The sequence below is a fragment of the Lacticaseibacillus baoqingensis genome (assembly GCF_003946165.1).
Lineage (GTDB): Bacteria > Bacillota > Bacilli > Lactobacillales > Lactobacillaceae > Lacticaseibacillus > Lacticaseibacillus baoqingensis.
In genome coordinates, this window is the sequence record NZ_RHOI01000067.1 from 1 (window position 1) to 3,208 (window position 3,208).

The following is a 3,208-nucleotide window of genomic DNA, read 5'->3' on the forward strand; positions in this document are numbered from 1 at the left end:
TTGTTAAAGAAGAAAGTATCGCCGATCATCATTATCTTTGGTTTGTTCATTGTGGGGATCTTGTTCCACGTTTGGGGTATCATGTAACCGACGTGTTGACGAGCAAATAAAGCGGCCACGATTGGAAATTTCCAGTCGTGGCCGCTTTTATTTAACGGGTTGATTTGATCCGGATCAATTGGCGGCGCTTGTTTTGGGTGGCCACCACTGCTGAAGCAGCGATCAAGCTGCAAGAAATGGCGATCACAACGAGGGGTTGGAGGGTATGCATTAAAGGACTTCCTTTCGTTTAGCGATACCTTGATTATCGCGGCAAGAAATGGTGAAAGTGTGCCTAAAGTCCAAAGGTTTCGTTAATCGGGTGTGGGTTTTTGGTTAAAGTGAGTTGACACTCACTGACGTTGGCCGTATACTGAGCCCATCAGTGAGTGATGACTCACTACAACTGAAAGGTGGCCTCTATATGACAGAACCAGTGATCGACCTCAAGCATCTGCAAAAAACATTCGGCCAACAAACGGTATTGGCCGATGTCACCTTACAAATTGCGCCAGGGGAGATTTTAGGCTTGATCGGCCCTAGCGGCGCCGGCAAGTCAACGGTGATCAAAACCGCGTTAGGCATGGAAGTGGCTGATGGTGGGGAAGCACGGGTATTGCAAACGCACATGCCGAATCGCCAGCTGCTTGGCCGGATCGGCTATATGGCGCAAGAAGACGCTTTATACGAAGCTTTAACGGGAGCGGAAAATCTCCGTTTTTTTGGGCGGATGAAGGGCGTCAAAAAGGCTGTATTAGCGGCAGATATCGCCCATGTGGCGGCAGTCGTCGATTTAACTGCAGACCTTGAAAAGCCGGTTGCAGGGTACTCAGGCGGGATGAAGCGCCGGTTGTCTTTGGCGATCGCCTTGTTGGGCGCACCGGAGTTGTTGATCTTGGATGAACCAACAGTCGGGATCGATCCGGCCTTGCGCCGCAAGATCTGGTCAGAATTGCACCAATTACGTGACGAAGGGCGCGGCATTTTGATCACCACCCATGTGATGGACGAAGCCGAGCTGGTCGATCATGTGGCATTGTTGCTCGGCGGCAAGCTGATGGCTTATGGGACGCCGGCGGCTTTGGAGACGCAATACGCCGTTGATTCGATCGAAGCGGTCTTTTTAAAAGCGGAAGGGGTGGCTTAAATGCGAGCGATCTATATTGCGCAGCGCGTGATCCACGAATTGATCCGCGACAAGCGCACCATGGCCTTGATGTTTGTCGCGCCGGTGTTGATCATGTTTTTGATGAAGCTGATCTTCACCCAAAGCACCACCACAAGCGTGACTGTGGCCACTGTCGGCGTTGACGGTAATGTCCGCAGTGCCTTGAATGCGGTCAAACACGTTGCCGTCACCAACAAAGCCAGTAACGCTGCCGCCCAACATGCTTTAAAGACGCAAAAAGTCGATGCGGTGATCCGCCAAACCAAGCCGGCGCATTATACGGTGACTTATGCCAATACCGATGCCACCAAGACAAACTTAGTTAAAGCCGGTTTTAACGCGGCGTTAACGGCTAATGGCATCAAAACGTTAAAGCAAACCACGCTTAAACTCAGTCAGACTGTGAGTCAAATGGCGACCACGATCGCCAAAGTTGCCCCGCAAGCGGCTGGGTCGCTGAAAGTGCCGCAAACCGAGCCGGCTGCGGCAACGAAGATCACGGACCGGTATCAATATGGGGACAAGGATACCGGCTTCTTTAATAAGATCGTGCCGATCTTGATGGGCTTTTTCGTCTTCTTCTTTGTCTTTTTGATCTCTGGCATGGCGTTGTTGAAGGAGCGCACAACAGGCACTTTGGATCGGCTTTTGGCCACGCCGGTGCGTCGCGGCGAGATCGTGATGGGCTACATGTTGAGTTATGGCATCTTAGCCTTGATCCAAACCGTGATCATCGTTTTGTGCACCGTTGGCTTTATGGGTGTTGAGATCACCGGGACTTTGGCTGCAGTCATGGTGATCAATTTCTTGTTAGCCTTAGTCGCGTTAGCGTTTGGGATCTTGTTGTCCACCTTGGCGCAGTCAGAATTTCAGATGATGCAATTCATTCCGATCTTGGTGATCCCGCAAGTGTTCTTTTCCGGGATCGTGCCGCTGGATTCCTTGGCGGCTTGGGTCAAGGACATTTCGTATGTGTTGCCGCTGACGTATGCCGGCCACGCGATGACGCAGATCATCATGTATGGTACCAGATTGTCAGCGTTAGGCTTGGACATTGGGGTGTTGCTGTTGTTCTTGATCGTTTTGACGGCTTTGAATGTTCGCGGAATGCGGCGGTATCGCAAGGTGTGATACACTGAACCATAAAAATGGAGGCAACCGTATGGGAGTTCACAAGGTTGAAACGCTGTTTGCCAATAGTTTAGAAGATTCAGCGCTATCAGATAAACAAAAGGCGGTGCTGCGTGCCAGTTTGACCTTGTTTTCCGAGCAAGGTTTTGACCGCACCAGTACCGCTGACATCGCCAAGCGCGCACAGGTCTCTGAAGGTACCGTGTATAAGCATTTTAAGACTAAAGCGGAGATCCGCTCGGCGATCTTAAGTTCCATGGGCAACCTCGTGGTCCCAGCAGCGGCATCTGAATTTGTCGCTGAGATCGATCCGCAAGCTTTGACCAGCTTGGAAGCTTTATTGCAGTTTGTTGTGGCCGACCGGCTGCAGTTTGCCAGCGATAATCGCGCGGTGATCCGGGTCTTTGTGCAAGAAGCCTTGATGCAGCCGGCGCTGGTGCAAAATACCGCGCAGCAATTGACCAAACAATTTGAGCAAGGCTTTGCGCCGCGGTTACACCAATTGATCCAAGCCAAACAGCTGGTCGACTGGCCAATGCTGCGCCTCTTTCGCACCGTTGCCGGTACTGTGCTCAGCTATGCCTTGCCAGTGGTGATGCTGCCGCCGGCAAATACCGCATTTGACGTCGAGCAAGCGACGGCTGAAATCGTGGAGACCTTGTTAAAAGTGTTGCGCCCTTGACCCTAAGACGGTAAAACCAAGGATCAGCGCACAAAAAAACGGCTTTAGGCGGTCTTGAAGTGCCCTACAATTGTTAGACAAGAAGTCTAATGATTGTGGGGCTTTTCTTATGACCAAATATAGTAGCGAACTTAAAGTTAAATTTGTTTCTCGGTATCTCAAAGGCGGTATTAGCTATAAAGATCTTT

4 protein-coding genes are annotated in these 3,208 nt (G+C 51.0%); 3 read left to right on the forward strand and 1 reads right to left on the reverse strand.

The window, feature by feature from the left end; genetic code table 11:
- Nucleotides 1–233 (reverse strand): hypothetical protein (locus tag EKM91_RS14145; RefSeq protein WP_225419544.1); only part of this gene is annotated, 233 nt, incomplete at its 3' end.
- 230 nt (nucleotides 234–463) lie between these two features.
- On the opposite strand from EKM91_RS14145, the gene EKM91_RS13610 reads away from it, so the two are divergent.
- Genes EKM91_RS13610 through EKM91_RS13620 form a run of 3 tightly spaced genes read left to right on the forward strand, consistent with a single transcriptional unit; the run spans nucleotide 464 to nucleotide 3,020 of the window.
- Nucleotides 464–1,186, forward strand: a complete 723-nt coding sequence (locus EKM91_RS13610; RefSeq protein WP_125754430.1) for an ABC transporter ATP-binding protein — start codon at nucleotides 464–466, stop codon at nucleotides 1,184–1,186.
- Nucleotides 1,187–2,338: an ABC transporter permease gene (locus EKM91_RS13615; RefSeq protein ID WP_125754431.1), complete on the forward strand. Its 1,152-nt coding sequence runs from the start codon at nucleotides 1,187–1,189 to the stop codon at nucleotides 2,336–2,338.
- 31 nt (nucleotides 2,339–2,369) lie between these two features.
- Nucleotides 2,370–3,020, forward strand: coding sequence for a TetR/AcrR family transcriptional regulator (locus tag EKM91_RS13620; RefSeq protein ID WP_125754432.1), 651 nt, complete (start codon nucleotides 2,370–2,372; stop codon nucleotides 3,018–3,020).
- Nucleotides 3,021–3,208: the final 188 nt, after the last annotated feature.

Bases quoted from the DNA above. Each gene is read 5' to 3' on its own strand.
- EKM91_RS13610 (WP_125754430.1), top strand. From the start codon at position 464: ATGACAGAACCAGTGATCGACCTCAAGCATCTGCAAAAAACATTCGGC.
- EKM91_RS13615 (WP_125754431.1), top strand. From the start codon at position 1,187: ATGCGAGCGATCTATATTGCGCAGCGCGTGATCCACGAATTGATCCGC.
- EKM91_RS13620 (WP_125754432.1), top strand. From the start codon at position 2,370: ATGGGAGTTCACAAGGTTGAAACGCTGTTTGCCAATAGTTTAGAAGAT.